Raw genomic sequence first — 23,334 nt, forward strand, 5'->3', positions numbered from 1 at the left:
CACCGCCGGATGAGCCACCGCCGGAGTGAACCACCGCCGGGGCGCTGCCGTCGGGGTGCTCGACGCGGAGCTCCGCGTCGTGGGCGCGGCCGCGCACGCGGACCGTGACCGGAGGGTGGCCCGCCACGCGGAGGCGGTGGACCGTCCAGGCGGGCTCGGCGCCGAGGCGCCAGCCGGTCGGCACCGAGAACGGATCGACCCAGACGTCCGCGGGTGGGCCGCCGAGGCCGGAGCCACCGGGCTCCGGGCGCCCACCGGATCCATCGCCACGCGGAGTGGCGGGCTCCAGCGCCGCCTGGCGCAGCAGGGCCGCCGTCGCGTAGACCTCCTCCGGTATGGCCGCCGGGATCAGCTGGGCCGCCGCGCGGTCGACCAAGCCCGTGTCGAGCTCGCCCGAGGCGACCGCGGGGTGGGCGGCCAGTCGGCGCAGAAAGCCGGTGTTGGTGTCCACGCCGAGGACGGTCAGGGAGCCGAGGGCGGCGCGCAGCCGGCGCAGGGCGGTGGGGCGGTCGGAGCCATGGGCGATGACCTTGGCGAGCATCGGATCGTAGACCGTGCCGACCTCGGTGCCCTGGCTCAGCCCGGAGTCGACCCGCACCCCCTCGCCCGCCGGCTCGTCCAGCGCCAGCACGGCCCCGGCCGAGGGCAGGAAGTCCACCCGGCCGTCGGCCGCCGCGCGAGCGGTCTCGGCGCAGATACGGGCCTCCACCGCATGGCCCGCGAAGCCGATCTCGTCCTGCCCGAACGGCAGCGGCTCGCCCGCGGCGACGCGCAGCTGCCACTCCACCAGGTCCAGACCGGGCCGCCCGCCGACCGACACCGTCAGCTCGGTCACCGGATGCTCCACCTGGAGCCGGGTGTTCATCTCCATGAAGCAGTACGCCGACGGATCGGCGCCCGGCACGATGAACTCGACCGTGCCCGCGCCCACATAGCCGCAGGACCGGGCCGCCGCCACCGCGGCCTCGCCCATCCGCGCCCGGGTGGCTTCGTCCAGCAGCGGGCTGGGCGCCTCCTCGATGATCTTCTGATGGCGGCGCTGCAAGGAGCACTCGCGCTCCCCGAGGTGGACCACATGTCCCTGACCGTCCGCCAGCACCTGGATCTCGATATGCCGGGGCCGGTCGATCCAGCGCTCCACCAGCAGCGTGTCATCGCCGAACGCGCCGCGCGCCTCCCGCCGGGCGGCCGCGATCTCGTCGGCGAGCAGCGCCTCGTCGCGGACCAGCCGCATGCCCTTGCCGCCGCCGCCCGCCGAGGGCTTCAGCAGCACCGGCATCCCGATCTCCCGGGCGGCGGCGGTGAGCTGCTCGTCCGTCAGCCCGCTGCCCGAGGAGCCCGGCACCACCGGCACCCCGGCCACGCGCACGGTCTCCTTGGCGCGGATCTTGTCGCCCATCAGCTCGATGGCCCCGGCGGGCGGGCCGATGAAGGCGAGCCCGGCGTCGGCGCAGGCGCGGGCGAACGCCCCGTTCTCCGCGAGGAAGCCATAGCCGGGGTGGACGGCCTGGGCGCCGGTGCGCGCCGCGGCCTCCAGCAGCCGCTCGATGGACAGATAGCTCTCCGCGGCGGGCGCGGGACCGATCCGCACCGCCGTGTCCGCCTCGCGCACATGGCGGGCGTCCGCGTCGGCGTCGCTGTAGACGGCGATCGAGCGGATTCCGAGCCGCCGCAGGGTGCGGATGACGCGCACGGCGATCTCACCGCGGTTGGCCACCAGGACGGTGTCGAACATCGCGGGCGACGGGTCGGTCGCCTTCGTGGCACTCATCGGGTGCATCCCCTCACATCCGGAAGACGCCGTAGCCGGGCGCCGCGGGCTCGGTGGCCGTACGGCCGGGCAGCGGTGCGTTGGCGCAGGCCGTAAGGGCGAGGCCGAGCACCGTGCGGGTCTCCAGGGGGTCGATCACACCGTCGTCCCACAGCCGGGCGGTGGCGTAATAGGCGTTTCCCTGCGCCTCGTACTGCTCGCGGACCGGGGCCCGGAACGCCTCCTCTTCCTCGGCGCTCCACTCCTCGCCGCGCGCCTCCATCTGGTCGCGCTTGACGGTGGCGAGCACCGAGGCGGCCTGCTCACCGCCCATCACCGAGATCTTGGCGTTGGGCCACATCCACAGGAAGCGCGGCGAATAGGCCCGGCCGCACATCGAGTAGTTGCCCGCGCCGTAGGAACCGCCGATCACGACCGTGAGCTTGGGGACGCGGGTGCAGGCCACGGCGGTGACCATCTTGGCGCCGTGCTTGGCGATACCGCCCGCCTCATAGCTGCGGCCCACCATGAATCCCGAGATGTTCTGGAGGAAGACCAGGGGGATGCCGCGCTGGTCGCACAGCTCGATGAAGTGGGCACCCTTCTGGGCCGATTCGGAGAACAGAATGCCGTTGTTGGCGACGATGCCCACCGGGTGGCCCATGATCCGCGCGAAGCCGGTGACCAGCGTGGTGCCGAACTCGGCCTTGAACTCGGCGAACCGCGAGCCGTCCACCACCCGCGCGATGACCTCCCGCACGTCGTACGGCGTGCGCGAGTCGACCGGGACCGCCCCGTAGAGCCCCGCCGGGTCCACCGCGGGCTCCTCGGAGGGCTCCAGCGGCCACGGCGGCGACCCCTGCCGCATCGGGGACGGCGGCAGGGTGGCGACGATGGAGCGGACGATCCGCAGCGCGTGGGGGTCGTCCTCGGCCAGGTGGTCGGTCACGCCCGAGACCCGGGAGTGGACCTCGCCACCGCCCAGCTCCTCCGCCGAGACCACCTCACCGGTGGCCGCCTTCACCAGCGGCGGCCCGCCCAGGAAGATCGTGCCCTGCCCGCGCACGATCACGGCCTCGTCGCTCATCGCCGGGACATACGCCCCGCCCGCCGTGCAGGACCCCATCACGGCCGCGACCTGCGGGATCCCGGAGCCGGACAGCCGGGCCTGGTTGTAGAAGATCCGCCCGAAGTGGTCCCGGTCCGGGAAGACCTCGTCCTGCATGGGGAGGAAGGCGCCGCCGGAGTCGACCAGATAGACGCACGGCAGGTGGTTCTCCAGCGCGACCTCCTGGGCGCGCAGATGCTTCTTCACCGTCATCGGGTAGTACGTGCCGCCCTTGACCGTGGCGTCATTGGCGACCACGACCACCTCGCGGCCCGACACCCGCCCGATCCCGGCGATCACCCCCGCCGCCGGGGCCTGGCCCTCGTACATCCCCTCGGCCGCGAGCGGTGCCAGCTCCAGGAACGGGGAGCCCGGATCCAGCAGGGTGTCCACCCGGTCGCGCGGCAGCAGCTTGCCGCGCGCGGTGTGCCGCGCCCGCGCCTTCTCCCCGCCGCCCAGTCGCGCGACGGCCAGCCTCTCGCGCAGCCGCGCGGCCAGCTCGCGGTGCCCGGCCTCATTGGCCTTCCAGGCGTCGGACCCCGGGTCGGCGCCGCTGCGCAGCGCCGGTGCCTGCTCCATGGCTACGAGTCCCCTCTCGCGGTCCCGCTCGGTACCGTTAGTGAACGTTAACTACTCACCACCAGGTTAACGACCACTAACCCCGCTGTCTAGAATTGATTTCATGAGCACGCAAGCACCCGCCCCGAGCCGCCGTGAGCAGATCCTCAAGGAGGCCGCCCGCCTCTTCGCCGAGCGCGGCTTCCACGGCGTCGGCGTCGATGAGATAGGCGCCGCGGTCGGCATCAGCGGCCCCGGTCTCTACCGCCACTTCCCCGGCAAGGAGGCGATGCTGGCCGAGCTGCTCGTCGGGATCAGCGGTCGGCTGCTGACGGGCGGCAAGCGGCGGGCCGCGGAGGGGGAGGGGGCCGGGCACGCCCCCGCGGAGGTGCTGGATTCGCTGATCGAGGGGCATATCGACTTCGCCCTCGACGACCGCCCGCTGATCATCCTCCACGACCGCGAGCTCGACCGGCTCCGGGACACCGACCGCAAACTGGTGCGCTCCCTCCAGCGGCAGTACGTGGAGCTGTGGGTCGAGGTGGTGCGCAAGGTCTACCCCCGGCTCGCCGAGGCCGAGGCCCGCGCTTGTGTCCACGCCGTCTTCGGGCTGCTCAACTCCACGCCCCACCTCGGCCGCCCCGGAGCCCTCCCGGGACGCGCGGCCACCGCCGCCCTACTGCACCGCCTGGCCCTGGGCGCCTTCGACGGCGCCCATGGTGCGGATGGCTCTGGACAGGTCCGGTAACTGGCGGGTAGCTTTCACTGAGCAAGCGCTTAGGTGAGCGTTGCCAAGCCATCATTGAGGAATCACGACGGCGGCCGGGCGGATCCGCGAGAGCGGCGGCGGCTTAGCCGCGAGGAGGGCCACGCCATATGCGCCGCACGGTGTTCAACGAGGACCACGAGGCGTTCCGGGAGACCATCCGCGACTTCATCGCGGCCGAGGTCGTGCCGTACTACGACGAGTGGCGGGAGGCCGGCCAGGCCCCGCGCGAGTTCTACAAGAAGCTGGGCGAACTCGGTGTCTTCGGCATCGAGGTGCCCGAGGAGTACGGCGGGGCCGGCGAGACCAGCTTCAAGTTCAACGCGGTGATCACCGAGGAGACCGCCCGCGCCGGGGTCAGCTTCGGTGGCAGCAGTGTCCACACCGCGCTGTGCCTGCCGTACCTCCTCAAGTACGCCAACGAGGAGCAGAAGCGGCGCTGGCTGCCCTCCTTCGTCACCGGCGACATGATGACCGCCATCGCCATGACCGAGCCCGGCACCGGCTCCGACCTGGCGGGCATGAAGACCACCGCCAAGCTCTCCGAGGACGGCACCCACTACGTCCTCAACGGCGCCAAGACCTTCATCACCGGCGGCGTCCTGGCCGACCGGGTGCTGGTCTGCGCCCGCACCGCCCCGCCCACCCCCGAGGACCGCCGCGGCGGCATATCCATCCTCGTGGTGGACACCACGAGCGAGGGCTACGCGGTCGGCCGCAAGCTGGAGAAGCTGGGCCTGAAGACCTCCGACACCGCCGAGCTCTCCTTCACCGACGTCAAGGTGCCGGTGGAGGACCTGCTGGGCGAGGAGGGCAAGGCGTTCGGCTACCTCGCCCACAATCTGCCGCAGGAGCGCCTGGGGATCGCTGTCGGGGCGTACGCACAGGCCGCGGCCGCCGTACGGTTCGCCACCGAGTACGTCCGGGACCGCACCGTCTTCGGCCAGCCGGTGGCGTCGTTCCAGAACACCAAGTTCGTCCTCGCCGACTGCAAGTCCGAGGTCGACGCGATGCAGGCGGTCGTGGACCGGGCCCTGGACGCGCATGACGCCGGTGAGCTGACCGCCGCCGACGCCGCCTCCGCCAAGCTCTTCACCACCGAGCGCGCCGCCGTGGTCATCGACCGGTGCCTCCAGCTCCACGGCGGCTACGGCTACATGATGGAGTACCCCATCGCCCGGCTGTACGCGGACACCCGCGTCAACCGGATCTACGGCGGCACCAGCGAGGTCATGCGGTCCATCGTCGCCAAGTCCATGGGTCTGTGACGACCGTCATGACCAGTGGCAACAGGGCCGCAATCCGGGTCTGCAAGACTGCTTGAATCATGAATGACGCACTTCAGGGCCTTCTCGATCTGCTCGACCTCGAGCAGATCGAAGAGGACATCTTCCGCGGCACCAGCGACGCCGCACCCCTCGTACCGCGGGTCTTCGGCGGTCAGGTCGCCGCCCAGGCCCTGGTCGCCGCGGGCCGTACCGTGCCCGCGGACCGCTCGGCGCATTCGCTGCACGCGTACTTCCTGCGGCCAGGCGACCCCGGGGCGCCCATCGTCTACACCGTCGACCGGATCCGGGACGGCCACTCCTTCACCACCCGCCGGGTGGTCGCCGTCCAGCACGGACAGCCGATCTTCCACCTCTCGGCCTCCTTCCAGCTGCACGAGGACGGCCTCGAGCACCAGGAGCCGATGCCGGACGTCCCCGACCCGCTCTCCCTGCCCACCGCCGAGGAGCTGCTGCCCCGCTACGAGCACCTCTTCATCGGCCCAGGGGTGACCGAGCGGATGCTCCAGGCGCGGGCGGCGGTCGATGTGCGGTACGTGGACGAGCCGCCGTTCGGCAGCGTCGGACGGCCGCGCGAGCCCAAGTCGCGGGTTTGGTTCCGGACCAACGGCAAACTGGACGGCACCGCCGACCACCCCCTGCTCCACGTCTGCCTGGCGACCTACGTCTCCGATATGACGCTGCTGGACTCCGTGCTGCTCGCCCATGGGCGCGGCGGCTGGGCGGTGGGCGACATCGTCGGGGCCAGCCTGGATCACGCCATGTGGTTCCACCGGCCGTTCCGGGTGGACGATTGGCTGCTGTACGACCAGGAGAGCCCCTCCGCGTCGGGCGGACGCGGGCTCGCCAAGGGCCGTATCTTCACCGCCGACGGGCGGCTGGCCGTCTCCGTGATCCAGGAAGGGGTCATGCGGGTGCCGCGCGGAAAGAAGTGAGCGCGGCGGGCGGCGGCCCGGAGCCGTCCGGATCGGGGCCGTCGGAAGCCGGGCCGTCCGGACCGGGCCGTCCGGATCGGGGCCGTCGGAAGCCGGGCCGTCCGGATCGGGCCGTCAGAACTGGGCCGTCAGCCCCGCCGCGTCCAGCAGGTACGCCGTCATCGCGTCGTAGAACCTCGGGTTGGTGACGTGGTCGTCCAGCGGGACCACCACCGACAGCGTGCCCTCGGACTCGCCCAGGAAGAGCGCCGGGTCGTTGCAGTCCGCGTAGCCCACCGCGTCGATCCCCCGCTGCCCCGCGCACCCCGCCCAGCCGTGGTCGGCGACCACCAGATCGGGCAGCGGCCGCCCCTCGTGGGCCAGCCCGTCGAGGATCGCCGCCATGGGCGCGGGGGAGTGGGTGTGCCACAGCGTGGCGCCCCGCTCCAGCATGGCCACGTCGCAGAACTGGAAGACGTACCCCTCGTCCGCCTGAAGCCCGCCCGGGATCTCCACGATCTCGCATCCGGCGGCCCGCAGCGCCGCCGCCGTGGCCCGGTGGACCTCCAGCAGCCCGCCCGGGTGCCCGGTGGCGAACAGCACCCGCTCGTTCGCCTCCGCCGCCTTCCGCAGCACCGACGCCATCCGGTCCAGCGCGCCGACCGTCAGCTCCGGGTCGATGGTGTCCTGCCCCGAGCGGTGCTGCGGGTCGTCCACCACACCGCAGCGCTCGGCCATGACCGCCAGCACGTCCTGCTCATCCGTCCAGCGGTCGCCCAGTTCCAGGCCGAGCCAGTAGTGGCGGTCGCCGTTCGCGAGCTTGCGGTAGTGGGAGAGGTTGTTCTCACGAGGGGTGGCGACATCGCCCGCGATGCGCGTACGGACGAGGTGGTCGATCAGTTCGGCACGGCTGGGCACGGCGCTGGGTATCGGCATGTGGCCCATTGTCGCCTCTCCGGCGGGGGAATGGGGACATCCACCGCCGGTCGGGCGTGACACGATCATGGCGACATGCCGGATGTCCGCCCGGACGGCCGCCGCCCGGGCCCCGCACCGGGCCTAACGGCGGGGCCGGCGGCTCCTGGCGGGGCGACGGGCGGCCCGGCCCGCGCGCTGTGGCTGCGGCGGCACGGGAGCGCTGATGGTCACGGGAACACCGGAGGGATCCTGTGCTCCGGTGATACGGGTGAGTTCGGGGTCGGTGGGGTGGACCCGGGCGGTCCGGGGGGTGATGCCCGCGTCGGCCATCAGCCGGGCCATGTCCCGGCGCTGGTCAGGGGTGACCAGCGTGATGACGCTGCCGGATCCGCCCGCGCGGGCGGTACGGCCGCCACGGTGCAGATAGTCCTTGTGGTCGGCGGGCGGGTCGACATTGACGACGAGATCGAGATCGTCCACATGGATGCCCCGGGCGGCGACGTTCGTGGCCACCAGCACGGTGACATGGCCGGACTTGAAGTGGTCCAGGGTCCGGGTGCGCTGCGGCTGGGACTTGCCGCCGTGCAGCGCGGCCGCCCGTACGCCACTGGTCAGCAGATGCCGGGTCAGCCGGTCGACGCCGCGCTTGGTGTGCAGGAACAGGATGACGCGGCCGTCCCTGGCGGCGACCCGGGTGACGACGGAGCGCTTGTCGGTGTCCGTGATGTGCAGCACATGGTGCTCCATCGTGGTGACGGCACCGGCGGACGGGTCCAGCGAGTGCACGGCCGGGTCGTGGAGGAACTGGCGCACCAACTGGCCGATGTTGTGGTCGAGGGTCGCGGAGAACAGCAGGCGCTGGCCGTCGGCGGGGACCTGCCGCAGCAGCCGGGTCACCTGGGGCAGGAAGCCCATGTCGGCCATTTGGTCGGCCTCGTCGAGGACCGTGATGTCCACCTGGTCCAGCCGGCAGTCGCCGCGTTCGATCAGGTCCTGGAGACGTCCGGGGGTCGCGATGACCACCTCCGCGCCGCGGCGCAGGGCCTCGGCCTGGCGGTTGATCGACACTCCGCCGACCACGGTGGCCGGGCGCAGCCGCAGCCGCCGGGCGTAGGGGGTGAGCGCGTCGGTGACCTGCTGGGCCAGCTCCCGGGTGGGGACCAGCACCAGGGCGAGGGGACGGCCGGGCTCCGCGCGCCGCCCGGCGGTGCGGGCGAGTAGGGCGAGGCCGAAGGCGAGGGTCTTGCCGGAGCCGGTACGGCCACGGCCCAGGACGTCCCGGCCGGTGAGGGCGTTGGGGAGGGCGGCCGCCTGGATCGGGAAGGGCGTGGTGACGCCCTGCTGGGCCAGCTCCTCGAGCAGCTCCTCCGGCATGTCGAGCTCGGAGAACGAGGTGACGGCGGGCAGCACAGGGGCGGAGCCGGGCGGCAGGGCGAATTCGTTTCCGCCCTCCTTTCCGCCCTTGGTTCCGCCGGCGTTTCCGCCGGTGGAGCGGGGGCGGCCAGGGCCGGCGGACCGGGAGGGCGCGGGTTTTTTGCGGTACGAGCGGGTGGAACGGCTCAATGCGGTGCCTTCTGCTGGACGCGGTGTGCGGAAACGCGTACGAGCCGGGACCCGCACCCCTTCAGGTACGGGCCCCGGCTCGTGACAGGGGCTGTGATCAGGCGGGAACGATGTTCTCGGCCTGGGGGCCCTTCTGGCCCTGGGTGACGTCGAAGGTCACCTTCTGGCCTTCCTGGAGCTCGCGGAAGCCGCTGGTGGCGATGTTCGAGTAGTGGGCGAAGACGTCGGCGCCGCCGCCGTCCTGCTCGATGAAGCCGAAGCCCTTTTCCGCGTTGAACCACTTCACGGTGCCAGTAGCCATGTCCTTCTCCTTCATATGGGGATCGGTCCGGAATGCGCGGGAAGCGCGTCCCGAGTCGCCGAAATGACCCCATCCGGAAATGACCGGCAAAAACAAGAAATGCGCCTGCGGCTACATACCGCCAGGCGCACACAAAGTCCATGGGTACCAAAACTGCAACTGAAACAAACAGTATCACGTACGCCCCCGGAACGGCGGGAACCAGGTGAGCTTAAGTGTTGACTTATATAAGCGGCGGCTGGCATAGTCCGGGCGTGCACGCACTCGATGTCCTCGGGGACCCCGTCCGGCGCCGGATATTGGAGCTGCTCGCCGAGGGGGAACGGTCCTCCGGCGAGGTCAGCTCCGTCGTCCGGGCCGAGTTCGGCATCTCGCAGCCCGCCGTATCGCAGCATCTGCGGGTGTTGCGGGAGGCCGGCTTCGCCTCCGTACGGGCCGAGGGCACACGGCGGTTGTACGCCGTCGAGGCCGCGCCCCTGCGGGAGGTCGACCGGTGGCTCGACCGGTTCCGGGGCTTCTGGGAGCAGCGGCTGGACGCGCTGGGGACGGAACTGGCGCGGGGCAAGCGGCAGCGGCGGCTCGATCAGGGGCGCGGCGGCGGCAGCGGAACCGATGCGGAGACTTGACTCATGAGCGAGATCGTCGACCAGATCAACCACATCCATCGCGAGGTCGGCAGCCGTGAGGTGCCCGACGGCGAGGCCCGTACCGTCCTGCTGCGGCGCACGTACGACGCCGCGATCGAGGACGTCTGGGACGCGTGCACCGACCCGGAGCGGATCAGCCGCTGGTTCCTGCCGGTGAGCGGCGACCTGAAGCTCGGCGGCCACTACCAGCTGACGGGCAACGCGGGCGGCGAGATCCTGCGCTGCGAACCCCCGCGGCTGCTCGCGGTGAGCTGGCTGTTCGGCGAGAACCCCGGCTTCAGCGAGGTCGAGGTCCGGCTGACCGCCGAGGGCGAGGAGCGGACCGTCTTCGAGCTGGAGCACGTCGCCGTCGTACCGCCCGAGATGTGGGACCAGTTCGGCCCCGGCGCGGTCGGGGTCGGCTGGGACGGCGCACTGCTCGGCCTCGCCCTGCACCTGACGGGCGAGGGCGCGCCCGCCGACCCGGAGGCGTGGGCGGCCTCGGACGAGGCGCGGGAGTTCATGACCCGCAGCAGCGAGCGCTGGGGCGCGGCGTACCAGGTCTCGGGGGCCCCGGCGGACGTGGCGGCGGCGACGACGCGCGCCACGACGGAGTTCTACGTGCCCGCGCGCTGACCTCTGCCCGTGCGACGGCTGTGTCCGTGCGACGGCTGTGTCCGTAAGGGCGACGGCTGTCGGTGAGGGCGTCGACCGCCCGTAAGAGCGGCCACCCCCTACCCGTCATACCTGGGGACTACCCCGGAGATGCACTCCCCGGTGGGACGCCAACCACACGGCCGGCTCCATACCTTCCGTATTCACGACATCCGTTGGTACGGAAGGATCAGCCATGGCGTCCCGTCTTCGCCGCGCCCTGCTCGCGGCGCTCGTCACCGCCTCGGTGGTGGCGCCCCTGGTGGGGGCCGCCGGGCCCAGTGAGGTGCCCGCGCCCGCGCCGGTGGCGCTCGGGCCGGTGCGGGTCGCGGGCCTTGAGCACCGGTACGCGGCCAACCGGGAGGGGATCCGGGCGGCCGAGGTGATGGCCGCCCGGCACGGGGACCGCAAGCGGGCGCGGGCGCTGCGGAAGATGCGGGGGGCGTCGCGGCACTTCCTGTCCTTCGACGGGCGGAACGGGGGCCGTGCCGTCGAGGTGTACGGGGATCTGGGCCGCGCCACGCACATCGCCGTGCTGGTGCCGGGGTCGGACACCAACCTGGAGACGTACGACCGGTTCCGGGACGGGGCGCTCGCGCTGAGCCGTCAACTCGGGCGCCGTACGGCCGTCATCGGCTGGCTCGGGTACAAGACGCCCGGCACCGTGGCGCCCGAGGTGCTGACCACGGGCCGGGCCGACGGCGCCGCTCCCCGACTGGCCGCGTTCGTACGGGAGTTGAACGCGGCCGTACCTCGGGCCCGGATCTCGCTCCTCTGCCACTCCTACGGCTCGGTGGTCTGCGCCCGGGCCGCCCGGGGGCTGAACGCCGCGGACATCGTCCTGTACGGCAGCCCCGGGACGGGGTACGACGACGCCCGGCAGTTGCACACCCGGGCCACCGTGTGGGCCGGGCGGGGCGGGAACGACTGGATCGGCGGGGTGCCACACGTCCGGATCCCGCTGCTGGGCACGACCATCGGCTTCGGAACCGACCCGGTCTCCCGGCGGTTCGGGGCGCGGATCTTCGACGCGGGGGACGTCGGGCACAGCGACTACCTCGAGCCTGGGTCCGCCGCCCTGGTGAGCATGGGCCGGATCGTGGAGGGCCGCGATGCGTGAGACGGCCCGGTTGAGTGAGACGCCCCGGCTGGGTGGGATGGCCCGGCTGGGTGGGACGGTCCGGCCGCGTGGGACGGTCCGGCCGCGTGGGACGGTCCGCATACGTGATCTCGTCCGGCGGATCGAGGCGGCCACCCCGCCCGGCCGCGACCGCGCCGTGGACGGCCTGCGGGCCGTCGCCATCCTCGGCGTGGTGCTCGGCCACTGGCTGGTGACCGCCCTCGTGGCCGACAGTGGCACCCTGCGCGCGGCCAGTCCGCTGCTGTACCAGCCCGGACTCACCCCCGTCTCCTGGGTGTTCCAGACCCTGGCGGTGTTCTTCCTGGTCGGCGGGCAGATGGGCGCCAAGAGCCACGACAGCGCCCGCGCCCGGGGCATCACCTACCGGCGGTGGCTGCGCGCCCGGCTGGCCCGGCTGTTCCGGCCCGTGGCCGCTGTGCTGACCGTATGGGCCGTGGCGGCGGGGGTGCTGCTCGGCGCCGGGGTGAGCCTGCTGACCGTGCACACGCTGCTCAAACTCGTCCTCTCCCCGCTGTGGTTCCTGCTGGTCTACGCCGCGCTCACGGCCGCGACCCCGCTGGTGGCGCGGCTGCATCCGCTGTGGCCGCTCGCCGTCGTGCTCCATGTCGACCTGATCCGGTTCGGCTTCGACGGCCCAGCCTGGCTCGGCTGGGTCAACCTGGCGGCGGGCTGGCTGGTTCCGTACTGCCTGGGCGCCGCCTGGGGCCGCGGCAGGCTGCGCGGGCGGACGGCCGGGTGGGTGCTGCTGATCGGGGGCGCGACGGTCACCGCCGGGCTCGTCCTGTTCGGCGGCTATCCGGCGGCGATGGTCGGGGTGCCGGGCGCCCCGATCTCCAACCTCAACCCGCCCACCCTGGCGGCCGTCACCTTCGGGCTCGCCCAGTGCGGCGCGGCCCTGCTGCTGCGCGGCCCGCTGCGCAGGGTGCTGGCGCGGCCCGCCGGGTGGGCGGTGGTGGCGCTGGTCAACCTGGCCGCGATGACCGTCTTCCTGTGGCACCAGACCGCGATGATGGCGGTCAGCGTGACCACGCTGCGGCTCGCCGGACCGCAGTCCGGGCTGCACACCGTGCCCGAGGGACCCGGCTGGGTGCTCGCCCGGCTGTGCTGGCTGCCGGTGTTCGCGGGGGCGCTGCTGATCTGCTGGGCGGCGTTCCACGCGTACGAGTCGGGGCGGCCGCGGAAGGGCGGTGGCGGGGCCGTCCGCGGTGGTGGCCCCGGTGGCGGCCCCGGTGGCCGGGTCGTTCGCGGTGGTGGCCCCGGTGGCCGGGTCGTTCGCGAGGGACGTCCCGGGAAGCAGGCGCGGCAGCAGGCACAGCAGGCACGGCATGTGGAGCAGCGGAGTGTCTAGAGTCAAGGGCATGACAGGCGACAAGGTCGCGGACCGGCCGACGGGCGGCCTGCGCGCCCTGCCGTGGACGGTGGGCGAGGCCCTGCGCGCGCTGCCGGGCATCCTGCGCGAGGACCTGTGGACGGTGGCGCGCGATCCGCTGCCGCGGATGCGCTGGCTGGGTCGGCTGCCCCATGGCCATGTGGTCTTGCTCGCGGTGCTCATGGCCTGGCTCAGCATGGCGCAGTTCCAGGAGCCCGCCCGCCCGGGGACGGCCCAGGACCCGATACCGATCATCTGGTTCGTCGTGCTCGAGGCGCTGGCCGTCCAGCTGGCGCTGACCCGCCCGATACCGGCGTGGTGGCTCTCGACCGCCATGCTGGCGGTGACGGCGCTCGCCGTGGACGACCGCGTCCCCGCGTACATGCTCTACCCCTGGAACTACGGCCAGATCGCGCTGCACACCGCCGTCCTGTTCCTCCTCGCGCTGCGGGTACGCCCGCGGATCGCCGCCGAGGCGCTGGTGCTGACCCTCTTGGTAGGCGCGGTCACCTCGGCCCTCGCCTCCCAGCCCCACAACGACGGCCTCGATGACGCCCTTACGGTCTTCACCACCGCCGTGGTCGTGGGCGCCGCGCTGCGCGGCCGCCGGGTGGCGCGGACCCGGCTGGTCGAGCAGGAGGAGCTCACCGCGGAGGAACGGGCCCGGCGCACCCTGCTGGAGGAGCGCAACCGTATCGCCCGCGAGCTGCACGACGTGGTCGCCCATCACATGTCGGTGATCTCCATCCAGGCCCAGGTCGCTCCGCACCTCGCCGAGAACCCCTCGGACGAGCTCAAGGAGAACCTCGCGGGCATCCGGCAGAACGCGGTCGAGGCGCTGGCCGAACTGCGCCGGGTGCTGGGCGTGCTGCGCTCCGAGGACGCCCTGGCCGACGGCGCCCGGCACGCCCCGCAGCCCACCCTGGACCGGCTGGACGAGCTGGTGGGCACGGTGCGGGGGACCGGGATCACGATCCTTACCGATGTCACCGGGGACCGGCGTGCGCTGCCGCCGGGCGTGGAGCTGTCGGCGTTCCGCATCGTCCAGGAGGCGCTGAGCAATGTGATGCGGCACGCGCCGGGCGCCGAGGCGCGGGTCGAATTGGGGTACCAGCGGCACGGGCTGACCGTCCGGGTCGTCAACACCGCACCGGCCCGGCCCGCTCCGCCCTCACCGGGCGCCGGGCACGGGCTGCTCGGGATGCGGGAGCGCGCTGCGATGCTAGGGGGCGAGCTGACCACCGGCCCGACGCCGGACGGCGGTTACGAGGTGATCGCCGTACTTCCCACGGACCACCCCGCCCCGTCCGCCGCCGCGCCCGAGACCGCCGAGGACCCCGTATGACGACGACCATCCGCGTCCTGATCGCCGATGACCAGATGATGGTCCGCCAGGGCTTCACGGTGCTGCTCAACGCCGAACCGGACATGGAGGTCGTCGGCCAGGCCGTGGACGGGGCCGACGCCATCGCCCAGGTCGCCCAACTGGCCCCGGACGTGGTCCTGATGGACATACGGATGCCGGGGGTCGGCGGTATCGAGGCCACCCGCCGACTCACCGAACCCGCCGGCGCCACCGTCAAGATCCTCGTGCTCACCACCTTCGACCTGGACGAATACGTCTACGAGGCGCTGCGCGCGGGCGCGTCCGGGTTTCTGCTGAAGGACGCCTCGGCGGATGAACTGGCCCATGCGGTACGGGTGGTGGCGGCCGGTGACGCGCTGCTGGCGCCGAACATCACCAAGCGCCTGATCGGCGAGTTCTCCAGGGTGACCGCCGCCGCCCCGCGCGGGCCCCTCCGGGCCCGGGTGGGCGACCTGACGGAGCGCGAGACCGAGGTGCTCACGCTGATCGCCCAGGGGCTGTCGAACGCGGAGATCGCGGCACGGCTGGTGGTGGCCGAACAGACCGTGAAGACCCATGTGAGCCGGATCCTGTTCAAGCTGGGTCTGCGCGACCGGACCCAGGCGGCGGTCTTCGCGTACGAGTCGGGGCTGGTGCGCCCGTCGGCGTCCTGACCCGGCTCTCCCAGGGTGTCCGGCGGACCTTTCCCCTCCCCGCCCCTTCCCGAAACTGGGGCTCCGCCCCAGACCCCGGGCGGGCCGGGGTTGCGTCCCGGGCTTCGGGTGGGCTGGGGTTGCGTCCCGGGCTTCGGGTGGGCTGGGGTTGCGTCCCGGGCTCCGGGTGGGCTGGGGTTGCGTCCCGGGCTTCGGGCGGGCTGGGGTTGCGTCCCGGACTTCGGGCGGGCCGGGGTTGCGTCCCAGATCCCGGGTGGGCCGGGGTTGCGTCCCGGACCCCGGATGGGCCGGGGTTGCGTCTCAGACCTCGGGCGAACCGGGGCTGCGCCCCAGACCCAGGGTGGGCCGGGGTTGCGCCCCAGACCCCGGGTGGGCCGGGGTTGCGTCCCGGACTCCGGGTGGGCCGGGGCTGTGTCCCGGACTTCGGGCGGGCCGGGGTTGCGTCCCAGACTTCGGGCGGGCCGGGGCTGCGTCCCAGACTCCGGGGTCCAGGGGTGAAGCCCCTGGGTCGGGAAGGGGCGGGGAGGAGAGCAGCCCGCCGCAGGCGGCACCCTCGTATGTGAACCTGGGTTCAGATATTGAAGACATCACGCCATCCATTGACCTGTCGTGTTCACCTCTTTATGGTCACTGCGACCGTCACCGGCGAACCACGACGGAGAACGATGACGTACTCCCCCCTCCGGCTGCCCCGGCCCGCCCGGCTGATCGCCCCGCTCCTCGTCTGCGGGCTGATCGCCGCCGTGCCCCCGGCGTCCGCCGCTCCCGAATCCGATCCCTCCGCGGCGGCCGACGCCACCGCCGGAGGGGACTGCACGCGCGGGCCGTCCGACGGCTGGGCGCTCTCCTCCAGCCGTATCGACCCCAAGGACAGCTCCCACGCGTATGTGGGCAACGGCTATCTGGGGCAGCGGGTGCCGCCCCAGGGGACCGGGTACTCCGGAGGGGGTGACAAGACCGGCTGGCCGCTGTTCACCCCCCGCTACGACGGCGCCTTCGTCTCCGGCCTCTACGCGCACAACGCGAAGACGACCGAGAACCGGCAGGTGGCCGCCGCCATCCCCACCTGGTCCACGCTGAACGTGGCCACCGGGGGCGACCGCTCGGAGACCTTCGGCTCCCAGACCTCCGCCGGGCGGATCTCCCACTACCGGCAGACGGTCTTCATGCGCTGCGGTCTGGTGCGGACCTCCCTCACCTGGACCGCGTCCGACGGGCGCGCCACCGACCTCACCTATGACATCGTCGCCGACCGCGCCAACGCGCACGTGGGCGCCGTAAGGATGCGGATGACCCCGCACTGGGGCGGGGACGCGACCGTCACCGATCTGCTCGACGGGCGCGGCGCGCGGCGGATGAGCGGGACCGGCGGTGGCGCCCATAAGGGCGGCACGGTCGATGTCGCCTTCCGTACGGATGGCACGAAGACCGACGGAGCCGTGGCCTCCACACTGCGCCCCGGCCCGGGCGTCCGGGCGGCAGGGACGAAGTCGGCCGGGACCAAGTCGGGCGGCACGGATGCCGGTGGGAAGGAAACCGGTGGCGGTACGGACACGGCGCGGAACCTGTCCGCGCGCCAGGGCCTCCGCTTCCCCGTACGCCCCGGGCGCTCCTATGAGTTCACCAAGTACGTGGGCGTGGACACCGCGCTGACCTCCCACAGCCCGCGCGCCGACGCACTCGCCGCCTCCCGCCGCGCTGCGGACCAGGGCTGGGACGGGCTGTTCGCCGCGCACAGCGCCGCCTGGAAGCGGCTGTGGCGCTCCGACATCGAGGTGGCCGGGCGCCGTCAGCGCGACCTCCAGGACTGGGTGCGCTCCGCGCAGTACGGCCTGCTGTCCGCCACCCGCGCCGGCTCCCGGAACAGCATCTCCCCGACCGGGCTCAGCAGCGACAACTACGGCGGGCTGATCTTCTGGGACGCCGAGACCTGGATGTACCCCGGGCTGCTGGCCACCCATCCCGAACTCGCCAAGTCGGTGGTGGAGTACCGCTACAAGACCCGCGCCGGCGCCCGCGCCAACGCCCGCAAGCTGGGCTACCCCGGTCTGTTCTACCCCTGGACCAGCGCGAGCAAGGGCGGGCTGTGGACCGAGTGCCACAGCTGGGACCCGCCGCACTGCCGCACCCAGAACCACCTCCAGAGCGATATCGCCGTGGCGGCCTGGCAGTACTACCAGTCGACGGGCGACACCCGGTGGCTGCGCGGACGCGGCTGGCCGGTGCTCAAGGGGATCGCCGAGTTCTGGGCGGGGCGCGCCACGCACAACGCCGACGGCAGCTACTCCATCAAGAACGTGGCCGGTCCCGACGAGTACAGCAACGGCGTGGACGACGCGGTCTTCACCAACGCCGGGGCCGCCACCGCCCTGCGCGACGCCGCCCGCGCCGCCCGCCTCCTCGGCGAGCCGGTGCCCGCCGCCTGGAAGCGGATCGCCGACCGGCTGCGGATCCCGTACGACAAGAAGAGCCAGGTCTTCCGGCAGTACGACGGCTACAAGGGCTCGCTGATCAAGCAGGCCGACACCGTGCTGCTGATGTACCCGCTGGAGTGGCCGATGTCCGGTCAGGCGGCCGCCAGGACGCTCGACTACTACGCGGCCCGCACCGACCCGGACGGCCCGGCCATGACGGACTCGGTGCACGCCATCGACGCCGCCGCCATCGGCGAGCCCGGCTGCTCCACGTACACCTACCTCCAGCGCGCCATCAAGCCGTTCGTCCGCGGCCCCTTCGACACCTTCTCCGAGGCGCGGGGCGAGAAGGCGGGTGCGCAGGACCCCCTGTCCGGCTCCCCGGCGCAGGACTTCCTCACCGGTAAGGGCGGCTTCCTCCAGGTCTTCACCCACGGTCTGACCGGGATGCGGATGGACGAGGACGGTGTGCGGCTCGACCCGACGCTGCCGCCGCAGCTCCACGACGGTGTCACCCTGCACGGGCTGCACTGGCGGGGCCGCAGCTACGACGTGGCCATCGGCCCGCACGAGACGACCGTAAGGCTGACGGCGGGCGCGCCGATGCGGATCGAGACCCCGAACGGTGGCGCACAGGTCGTGAGCCGGGGCGCGCCCGCGGTGCTCAAGACCCGCCGTCCCGACCTCGAGCCGACCGACAACGTCGCGCGCTGCGGTAAGGCGACGGCGAGCACGGAGGAGCCCGGGATGTACGCGGGCGCCGCCGTGGACGGCAACGCGGCCACCGCCTGGGTGCCCGACGCCGCCGAGGGCACCCTTACGGCCGACCTCGGACGCGCCGTGCGGCTGGCGAAGGTCAGCCCGGAGTGGACCCGCACCCGCCCCGCCTCCCACGAGGTGCGGACCTCGCTCGACGGCCGCCACTGGCGCGAGGGGACGACCGGCGCGGCCCGTTTCGTACGGGTCACCGTGCGGTCGGCGGACGACAAGAAGCGCGCGGGCATCGAGGAGTTGCGGGTGACGCGCGCCAAGTGACCCCGTGGGGGCCGGGACGCGCGGTCCGTGCGCAGCGGACGTAGTCCGTGCACGGCGGACGTGGTCCATGCACGCAGGATCAAGACAGTGTGCACAGGAGGCCAACGACATCCCGGCCCCGGCGGGCCCATGCTGATCAGTGACGGGTGAGCAGGGTTGCTACGGGGGGAGCCCCGCTCACCTGTTCGCCGCAAGCGCCCTATGGCGGAAGTCCCGTGGGGGCACGCCATAGGCGCTGCGGAAGGCACGGCTGAAGTCCGCGGCGTGGCTGAAGCCCCAACGGGCGGCGATGACATGGATGGGGGTGTCGCCCAGAGCGGGATCGGCGAGGTCGCGGCGGCAGCGTTCCAGGCGCTGGGCGCGGATCCATGCGGAGACGGTGTGCCCCTGCTCCTCGAAGAGGCGGTAGAGGTACCGGAGCGAGATGTGATGGGCCGCGGCGATCGAAGCCGGGGTGAGCCCCGGGCGGTCCAGATTCCGCCGGACGAATTCCTGGATGCGTAACCGCAGAGTACGCCGACGGCTCTCGGGGGTGAGCCGGTTCTCGGCGAGCGCCTCGGCACCGGCGTCGAGCTCATGCGCGAGCAGCGCGTTGAGCAGATCGACGGCGACGGTGCCGAGGCGCGGTGCGTCGGCCGGGCCGTAGGCGTCGGACTCGGTGGCCAGCCGGGTGAGGAAGTCGGCGAGCATGGCCCCGATCCCGGACCGTCCGGACAGCCGCCGCCCGAGCAGCAGTTGGAGTTCGGCGGGTGGGAACGGCAGCAGCGAGGGGTGGAGGGTGACCGTCATCCCGTCGACCCTGCCGCGCTCGCACACCGCCAGATACGGCGCGGAGGTGGAGGTGAGCATGAACTGCCAGGCGCCGACCGTGGTTTCGGCGTCCCCGTGGCACACGTCGCTCTCCCCGCGCAGGGTGAGCCGCAGATGGTAGAGCTCCGGGTCGGAGCGCCGGATGTGGGCCGCCGTGCGCTCGTTCCGCAGTGACGGCACGGAGGTGTAGGTCAGCATCACCTCGCCGATGTCCACCCCGCCCCGTACGTTCGCGCGGAAGTCGTGCTCATGGTCGCTGCGCAGCTCCATGGGGATCGACGTGAGTTCGCACAGGGCACGCCATGCCGCGAAGCGTTCCGCGGGCGGGATGTCGTCGATCCGGGGCACCGTCACGATCATCATCCTTTCGCCTGGCTGGTGGTGCGCTTTTCGATGGGCGCGACCTTAGACAGCCGTGCTAAGTGTTTGATGAACGGTCCGGTATTGAACAGTCCGCTTTTGGGCGATTCCGCGAATGTGTGTCCTGGGGGCTGTGTCCTCAGGACTGTGTCCTCAGGGCTGTGTCCTCAGGGCTGTGTCCTCGGGACTGTGTCCTCAGAGCGCGGTCAGGATCCGTGGGCCGTCGTCCGTGATCGCCACCGTGTGCTCGCTGTGGGCGGCGCGGCTGCCGTCCGTCGTCCGCAGCGTCCAGCCGTCGGCGTCGGTGGCGTACGCGTCCAGGCCGCCCGCCAGGAATATCGGCTCGATGGCCAGCACCAGCCCGTGCCGCAGCGGAAAGCCGCGGCCGGGCCGCCCCTCGTTGGGGACCGGCGGGTCCTCGTGCATCCGCCGGCCGATGCCATGGCCGCCGTAGTCCTCCATGATGCCGTAGCCCGCGGCGCGCCCCACCGTCCCCACGGCGTGGGAGATGTCGCCCATCCTGCCTCCCACGACGGCCGCCGCGATCCCCGCCTCCAGCGCCTGCCGGGTGGTCTCGATCAGCCGCACGTCGGCCGGGCGCGGGGTGCCGACGGTGAAGCTGACCGCGGCGTCACCGCTCCAGCCGTCCAGCGTCGCACCGCAGTCGACGGTCACCAGATCGCCGTCGCGCAGCCGGTAGTCGCCCGGGATGCCGTGGACGATGGCGTCGTTGACCGAGGCGCAGATGACCGCGGGGAAGGGGGTGGGCGCGAACTGCGGCCGATAGCCGAGGAACGGGGAGCTCGCCCCGGCCTCGCGCAGCACCTCCCGCGCCGCCTCGTCCAGCTCGCGCAGCGAGACGCCGACGGCCGCCGCCCGCTGTGCGGCGTCGAGCGCCGAGGCCACGACGCGGCCCGCCGCGCGCATCGCGTCCAGGGACGCGTCGGTCTTGATTTCCACCATGGGTGAGTCCCTTCGCATGACCGCATGACCGAACCGCCGGTTCGGTGTGCGCCAATTACTATACCGGTATTAGTATCACGGTCATGGTGCGCACTCCTCTCACCCCGCTGGAACGTGAACGCGGTCGCTTCCTCGGCGCTCTGCTGCGTCAGGCCCGTGGCGAACGGAGCATGGCCGAGGTCGCGGCCGGGGCCGGGATCTCCGCCGAGACCCTCCGGAAGATCGAGACCGGCCGGGCCCCGACCCCCGCCTTCTTCACCATCGCGGCTCTCGCCGCCACTCTCGGGCTGACCCTGGGCGAGATCGCGGAGCGCTGCGCCGCGGTGACCGCGCCGGAGCCGGGGGAGGGGGCGACGGAGGAGGCGGCCTAGCGGGGGGTGTCCGCCGGGCCGCGCCGCCTGCGGCGGGCATGTTCCCCTCCCCGCCCCTTCCCACAACTGGGACTCCGCCCCAGACCCCGCCCGCGCCCGCCCCGGGCCCCAGGGCTTCGCCCCGGGCGGCGCGGCTGGCGCCCCGGTCGGTGGGCTGGCCGTGGTGACGGTCGGCCTGTCGGTCCTTGGGGTTCAGGGACGGAGCCACTGCCGCGCCCCGGACCCCAGGGCTTCGCTCCAGGCGGCGCGGTCGGCCCCCGGTCGGTGGGCTGGCCGTGGCGACGGGCGGCCCACCGACCCCGGGGCCCAGGGGTGGAGCCCCTGCCGCGCCTCGGGTCCAGGGCTCCGGCCCGGATCCTGGGGTCCAGGGCCGAAGTCCCTGGTATCGGGAAGGGGCGGGGAGGGGAAAGATCCGCCCCCGCAGCCCGTCGCGCCCCGATCCATTTGTTGCGGCAGGATGAAATCCGCACATCAGTGTGTTGGTGCCTTCCGGAAGCGTGTGCGGATCGGGAGGTTCACGGGTGGCGGTCGTAGCGGCGGACGCATCGGATGAAACGGGCAAAAGGGGTGCGGGCGGATCGGACGCGGATGGCCCGGAAGCCGGACAGGGCTGGGTAAGGCGGCTGTTCGGCTACTGCTGGCAGTACCGCGCCGATGTGCTGCTCGCCCTCGGCGCCTCACTCGCCGGAATGGCCGTCATGGCGCTCGTCCCGCTGGTGCCGAAGCTGATCATCGACGATGTGATCGTCTCGCACGACCGGTCCCTCGCCCCCTGGGCCACCCTGCTGATCGTCGCCGCCCTCGTGGTGTACGTCCTCACCTACGTCCGCCGCTTCTACGGCGGACGGCTCGCCCTCGACGTCCAGCACGCCCTGCGCACGGAGATGTTCGCGGCCATCGCCCGCTTCGACGGCAGACGGCAGGACAAGCTCTCCACCGGCCAGATCATCGGCCGGGCCACCAGCGACCTCCAGCTGATCCAGGGCCTGCTCTTCATGGTGCCGATGATGATCGGCAACATTCTGCTCTTCCTGGTCTCGCTCGTCGTGATGGCGGTGCTCTCACCGCTGCTCACCGTCGTCGCCCTCGCCGTCGCCCCCGCCCTGTGGATCCTCGCCTCGCGCAGCCGCATCCGGCTCTTCCCCGCCACCTGGTACGCCCAGGGGCAGGCGGCCGCCGTCGCGGGCGTGGTCGACGGGGCCGTGACCGGTGTGCGGGTGGTCAAGGGGTTCGGGCAGGAGGCGCAGGAGACCGACAAGCTGCGCGAGGTCGGCCGGGGGCTGTTCGCGGCCCGGCTGCGGACCGTAAGGCTGAACTCCCGCTACACCCCGGCCCTCCAGGCCGTTCCCGCCCTCGGCCAGGTGGCCATGCTGGCGCTCGGCGGTTGGATGGCCACGCGGGGCCAGATCACCCTCGGCACCTTCGTGGCGTTCTCGACGTATCTCGCCCAGCTCGTGGGCCCGGTGCGGATGCTCACCATGCTGCTGACCATCGGACAGCAGGCGCGGGCCGGGGTCGAGCGCGTCTTCGAGCTCATCGACACCGAGCCCGTCATCGAGGAGCGCCCCGATGCCCGGGAGCTTCCCGAGGACGCCCCGGCGACGGTCGAGTTCGACCGGGTGAGCTTCGGCTACGACCCCGAGCGGCCGGTGCTCTCCGAGGTGTCCCTGCGCATCGAGCCGGGCGAGACCCTGGCCGTCGTGGGCGCCTCCGGAAGCGGCAAGTCGACGCTGTCCATGCTGCTGCCGCGCTTCTACGACGTGTCGTCGGGCGCGGTGCGGATCGGCGGCCACGATGTGCGGGAGCTGACGTACGCCTCGCTGCGCGGGGCGGTCGGGCTGGTGCCGGAGGACAGCTTCCTCTTCTCCGACACCGTGCGCGCCAACCTCGCCTACGGGCTGCCGGACGCGAGCGAGGAGCGGATCCTGGCCGCCGCCCGCGCCGCCCAGGCCGACGGCTTCATCTCCGAGCTGCCGGGCGGCTATGACACCGAGGTCGGCGAGCAGGGGCTGACCCTCTCCGGCGGCCAGCGCCAGCGGCTGGCGCTGGCCCGCGCGATCCTCACCGACCCCCGGCTGCTCGTCCTGGACGACGCCACCTCGGCGGTGGACGCGCGCGTCGAGCACGAGATCCACGAGGCGCTCCGGGGCGTCATGGCGGGCCGTACGACGCTGCTGATCGCCCACCGCCCCTCCACCCTCGCCCTCGCCGACCGCATCGCGGTGATGGACCGGGGCCGGGTCGTGGACGTGGGCACGGACGAGGAGCTGAGGGCGCGGAGCGCCCTGTACCGGAGCCTGCTGACGGACGACACCGGGCCCGCCGTCGCGGGCGCTGCCGGGGCCGCCGTTTCGGACGGCGGCGAGCCCGCCGTCCGAGGCGGCAGGCTCGGCGCCGCCCGAAGCGGC

General features: G+C 72.6%; 19 protein-coding genes. 12 read left to right on the forward strand and 7 right to left on the reverse strand.

Features of this window, described 5'->3' with window-relative positions:
- Together ABD329_RS44400 and ABD329_RS44405 are read right to left on the reverse strand one after the other, a co-directional pair.
- Positions 1 to 1,735 (reverse strand): acetyl-CoA carboxylase biotin carboxylase subunit (locus ABD329_RS44400; protein WP_344317964.1); only part of this gene is annotated, 1,735 nt, incomplete at its 3' end.
- A gap of 49 nt (positions 1,736 to 1,784) precedes the next feature.
- Positions 1,785 to 3,437, reverse strand: coding sequence for a carboxyl transferase domain-containing protein (locus tag ABD329_RS44405; RefSeq protein WP_198279043.1), 1,653 nt, complete (start codon positions 3,435 to 3,437; stop codon positions 1,785 to 1,787).
- A 103-nt stretch (positions 3,438 to 3,540) separates the two neighbouring features.
- On the opposite strand from ABD329_RS44405, the gene ABD329_RS44410 reads away from it, so the two are divergent.
- The 3 genes from ABD329_RS44410 to ABD329_RS44420 all read left to right on the forward strand — a co-directional run bounded on the left by ABD329_RS44410 (position 3,541) and on the right by ABD329_RS44420 (position 6,403).
- Entirely contained in the window at positions 3,541 to 4,164 is a 624-nt protein-coding gene (locus ABD329_RS44410; RefSeq protein WP_198279042.1) for an SACE_7040 family transcriptional regulator, read from the forward strand.
- A gap of 128 nt (positions 4,165 to 4,292) precedes the next feature.
- The gene (locus ABD329_RS44415; RefSeq protein ID WP_198279041.1) at positions 4,293 to 5,450 is read left to right on the forward strand and encodes an acyl-CoA dehydrogenase family protein; all 1,158 of its coding nucleotides are present in this window, start codon (positions 4,293 to 4,295) and stop codon (positions 5,448 to 5,450) included.
- 59 nt (positions 5,451 to 5,509) lie between these two features.
- Positions 5,510 to 6,403, forward strand: coding sequence for an acyl-CoA thioesterase (locus ABD329_RS44420; RefSeq protein ID WP_198279040.1), 894 nt, complete (start codon positions 5,510 to 5,512; stop codon positions 6,401 to 6,403).
- Positions 6,404 to 6,517: 114 nt separating this feature from the next.
- Here ABD329_RS44420 and ABD329_RS44425 read toward each other — a convergent pair whose 3' ends face one another.
- The 3 genes from ABD329_RS44425 to ABD329_RS44435 form a co-directional block, all read right to left on the reverse strand.
- Entirely contained in the window at positions 6,518 to 7,327 is an 810-nt protein-coding gene (locus tag ABD329_RS44425) for a phosphatase (protein WP_391858555.1), read from the reverse strand.
- A gap of 114 nt (positions 7,328 to 7,441) precedes the next feature.
- Positions 7,442 to 8,863 carry a DEAD/DEAH box helicase gene (locus ABD329_RS44430; RefSeq protein ID WP_198279038.1) on the reverse strand — a complete coding sequence of 474 codons (1,422 nt, stop codon included), beginning with the start codon at positions 8,861 to 8,863 and terminating at the stop codon, positions 7,442 to 7,444.
- A 97-nt stretch (positions 8,864 to 8,960) separates the two neighbouring features.
- Entirely contained in the window at positions 8,961 to 9,164 is a 204-nt protein-coding gene (locus tag ABD329_RS44435) for a cold-shock protein (RefSeq protein WP_020871138.1), read from the reverse strand.
- 254 nt (positions 9,165 to 9,418) lie between these two features.
- Here ABD329_RS44435 and ABD329_RS44440 point away from each other — a divergent pair, with 254 nt between their 5' ends.
- From ABD329_RS44440 to ABD329_RS44470, 7 genes are all read left to right on the forward strand, one after another.
- On the forward strand, positions 9,419 to 9,790 hold the full coding sequence (locus ABD329_RS44440; RefSeq protein WP_020871140.1) for an ArsR/SmtB family transcription factor: 372 nt from the start codon (positions 9,419 to 9,421) through the stop codon (positions 9,788 to 9,790).
- Between the two features lie 3 nt (positions 9,791 to 9,793).
- On the forward strand, positions 9,794 to 10,426 hold the full coding sequence (locus tag ABD329_RS44445) for an SRPBCC family protein (protein WP_198279037.1): 633 nt from the start codon (positions 9,794 to 9,796) through the stop codon (positions 10,424 to 10,426).
- Positions 10,427 to 10,640: 214 nt separating this feature from the next.
- Entirely contained in the window at positions 10,641 to 11,564 is a 924-nt protein-coding gene (locus ABD329_RS44450; protein WP_344317963.1) for an alpha/beta hydrolase, read from the forward strand.
- Between the two features lie 100 nt (positions 11,565 to 11,664).
- Positions 11,665 to 12,933 carry an acyltransferase family protein gene (locus ABD329_RS44455; RefSeq protein ID WP_309142953.1) on the forward strand — a complete coding sequence of 423 codons (1,269 nt, stop codon included), beginning with the start codon at positions 11,665 to 11,667 and terminating at the stop codon, positions 12,931 to 12,933.
- 10 nt (positions 12,934 to 12,943) lie between these two features.
- Positions 12,944 to 14,299 carry a sensor histidine kinase gene (locus ABD329_RS44460; protein ID WP_198281808.1) on the forward strand — a complete coding sequence of 452 codons (1,356 nt, stop codon included), beginning with the start codon at positions 12,944 to 12,946 and terminating at the stop codon, positions 14,297 to 14,299.
- On the forward strand, positions 14,296 to 14,973 hold the full coding sequence (locus ABD329_RS44465) for a response regulator (RefSeq protein WP_138915539.1): 678 nt from the start codon (positions 14,296 to 14,298) through the stop codon (positions 14,971 to 14,973). The genes ABD329_RS44460 and ABD329_RS44465 overlap by 4 nt, the downstream gene beginning before the upstream one ends.
- 665 nt (positions 14,974 to 15,638) lie before the next feature.
- Positions 15,639 to 18,422: a glycosyl hydrolase family 65 domain-containing protein gene (locus ABD329_RS44470; RefSeq protein ID WP_198281150.1), complete on the forward strand. Its 2,784-nt coding sequence runs from the start codon at positions 15,639 to 15,641 to the stop codon at positions 18,420 to 18,422.
- 177 nt (positions 18,423 to 18,599) lie between these two features.
- Here ABD329_RS44470 and ABD329_RS44475 read toward each other — a convergent pair whose 3' ends face one another.
- Entirely contained in the window at positions 18,600 to 19,592 is a 993-nt protein-coding gene (locus ABD329_RS44475) for a helix-turn-helix domain-containing protein (RefSeq protein ID WP_198281151.1), read from the reverse strand.
- Positions 19,593 to 19,787: 195 nt separating this feature from the next.
- Positions 19,788 to 20,555: a type I methionyl aminopeptidase gene (gene map, locus ABD329_RS44480; protein WP_198281149.1), complete on the reverse strand. Its 768-nt coding sequence runs from the start codon at positions 20,553 to 20,555 to the stop codon at positions 19,788 to 19,790.
- A gap of 83 nt (positions 20,556 to 20,638) precedes the next feature.
- Here map and ABD329_RS44485 point away from each other — a divergent pair, with 83 nt between their 5' ends.
- Positions 20,639 to 20,926 (forward strand): helix-turn-helix domain-containing protein, encoded by a 288-nt coding sequence (locus ABD329_RS44485; protein WP_198281148.1) that lies wholly within the window; start codon positions 20,639 to 20,641, stop codon positions 20,924 to 20,926.
- A 623-nt stretch (positions 20,927 to 21,549) separates the two neighbouring features.
- Positions 21,550 to 23,334: ABC transporter ATP-binding protein (locus tag ABD329_RS44490; protein WP_344317965.1), on the forward strand; the 1,785-nt coding region annotated here is incomplete at its 3' end.

The sequence above is a fragment of the Streptomyces javensis genome, assembly GCF_039525925.1.
Classification (GTDB): Bacteria; Actinomycetota; Actinomycetes; order Streptomycetales; family Streptomycetaceae; genus Streptomyces; species Streptomyces asiaticus.

Excerpts from the sequence above, each read along its gene's own strand:
- ABD329_RS44405 (WP_198279043.1), bottom strand. The coding sequence starts at position 3,437 with ATGGAGCAGGCACCGGCGCTGCGCAGCGGCGCCGACCCGGGGTCCGAC.
- ABD329_RS44410 (WP_198279042.1), top strand. The coding sequence starts at position 3,541 with ATGAGCACGCAAGCACCCGCCCCGAGCCGCCGTGAGCAGATCCTCAAG.
- ABD329_RS44415 (WP_198279041.1), top strand. The coding sequence starts at position 4,293 with ATGCGCCGCACGGTGTTCAACGAGGACCACGAGGCGTTCCGGGAGACC.
- ABD329_RS44420 (WP_198279040.1), top strand. The coding sequence starts at position 5,510 with ATGAATGACGCACTTCAGGGCCTTCTCGATCTGCTCGACCTCGAGCAG.
- ABD329_RS44425 (WP_391858555.1), bottom strand. The coding sequence starts at position 7,327 with ATGGGCCACATGCCGATACCCAGCGCCGTGCCCAGCCGTGCCGAACTG.
- ABD329_RS44435 (WP_020871138.1), bottom strand. The coding sequence starts at position 9,164 with ATGGCTACTGGCACCGTGAAGTGGTTCAACGCGGAAAAGGGCTTCGGC.
- ABD329_RS44445 (WP_198279037.1), top strand. The coding sequence starts at position 9,794 with ATGAGCGAGATCGTCGACCAGATCAACCACATCCATCGCGAGGTCGGC.
- ABD329_RS44450 (WP_344317963.1), top strand. The coding sequence starts at position 10,641 with ATGGCGTCCCGTCTTCGCCGCGCCCTGCTCGCGGCGCTCGTCACCGCC.
- ABD329_RS44460 (WP_198281808.1), top strand. The coding sequence starts at position 12,944 with ATGACAGGCGACAAGGTCGCGGACCGGCCGACGGGCGGCCTGCGCGCC.
- ABD329_RS44465 (WP_138915539.1), top strand. The coding sequence starts at position 14,296 with ATGACGACGACCATCCGCGTCCTGATCGCCGATGACCAGATGATGGTC.
- ABD329_RS44470 (WP_198281150.1), top strand. The coding sequence starts at position 15,639 with ATGACGTACTCCCCCCTCCGGCTGCCCCGGCCCGCCCGGCTGATCGCC.
- ABD329_RS44475 (WP_198281151.1), bottom strand. The coding sequence starts at position 19,592 with ATGATCGTGACGGTGCCCCGGATCGACGACATCCCGCCCGCGGAACGC.
- map (WP_198281149.1), bottom strand. The coding sequence starts at position 20,555 with ATGGTGGAAATCAAGACCGACGCGTCCCTGGACGCGATGCGCGCGGCG.
- ABD329_RS44485 (WP_198281148.1), top strand. The coding sequence starts at position 20,639 with ATGGTGCGCACTCCTCTCACCCCGCTGGAACGTGAACGCGGTCGCTTC.